This is a genomic window from Bartonella sp. SD1336NMGDW, assembly GCF_042193565.1.
Lineage (GTDB): Bacteria > Pseudomonadota > Alphaproteobacteria > Rhizobiales > Rhizobiaceae > Bartonella > Bartonella grahamii.
In genome coordinates, this window is the sequence record NZ_JBHILW010000078.1 from 1 (window position 1) to 914 (window position 914).

Sequence of the window (914 nt, forward strand, 5' to 3'; positions counted from 1 at the left end):
TTTAAGGTAAGAAAAAACATGCTAAATAAAGTGATGTTAATCGGGCGTTTAGGTGCTGATCCCGAAAGCAAAACAATGAATTCTGGAACAGAAATAGTCAATTTTAGTATAGCGACTTCTGAGAGCTATACGGATAAAAATACTCATCAAAAAGTAGAGAAAACTGAATGGCATTCAGTTGTGATTTTTAATCCACATTTGGCAAAAATTGCACTTCAATATCTAAACAAAGGTTCAAAAGTTTACGTAGAAGGAAAATTACAGACACGCAAATGGCAAGATAAAAATGGGCATGACCGTTATACAACAGAGATTGTCTTACCACAATTCAAAGGCGAGTTGTATTTGCTTGATGCAAAGAAAGATCAATCGGCCCCTTCTTCCGTTACTTCTCAAAATTATGCTATCGCTTCAGGTGCTGCTGATCATAGTGCATCTCTTAATGACAGCATACCATTTTGATTGATAAAATATAACAAAGAGAAACATGTGGGCTCCCACAGATTAGGGGATGTATGAAAAAGAAAGATGCTTACATTTCACAAGTGAAAGTACGTCAAGATCCTGTTAATCAATTGGCAATTGAAATGCGTGCTAAACGCTTTGGTTTGACTATTGAAGAGGCTAAAAATCCGCTTGCTGGTACTTATGTTGGGCGGCTTTGTTTGCAAGGTGTGCTTACTCAAGACCAGTATGATGCTGCGCAAAAATATCTTGAAGTGAAAAATGACTATTTGTGTGCAAAAGGTTTACCAAGCGCTGTTTATGATGAAATACCATCATCTTCTGATGACAAAGCAAGAGAAAAATGGGTTGAATTTGCAACAGAACAGTTTTCTAATATGCAAGAGGCGATAAAAGAAACACAACATCTCTATAGACAGTATAATCTTTATGCAGCAATACAATATATT

2 protein-coding genes are annotated in these 914 nt (G+C 36.1%); both read left to right on the forward strand.

Features of this window, described 5'->3' with window-relative positions; translation table 11 throughout:
* The first annotated feature begins 18 nt into the window (after positions 1–18).
* On the forward strand, positions 19–462 hold the full coding sequence (gene ssb / locus ACFIKH_RS09200; protein ID WP_375671540.1) for a single-stranded DNA-binding protein: 444 nt from the start codon (positions 19–21) through the stop codon (positions 460–462).
* Between the two features lie 53 nt (positions 463–515).
* The coding region (locus tag ACFIKH_RS09205) for a hypothetical protein (RefSeq protein WP_375671539.1) at positions 516–914 on the forward strand (399 nt) is incomplete at its 3' end.

Coding starts and splice junctions, on each gene's coding strand:
- ssb (WP_375671540.1), top strand. CDS start 19: ATGCTAAATAAAGTGATGTTAATCGGGCGTTTAGGTGCTGATCCCGAA.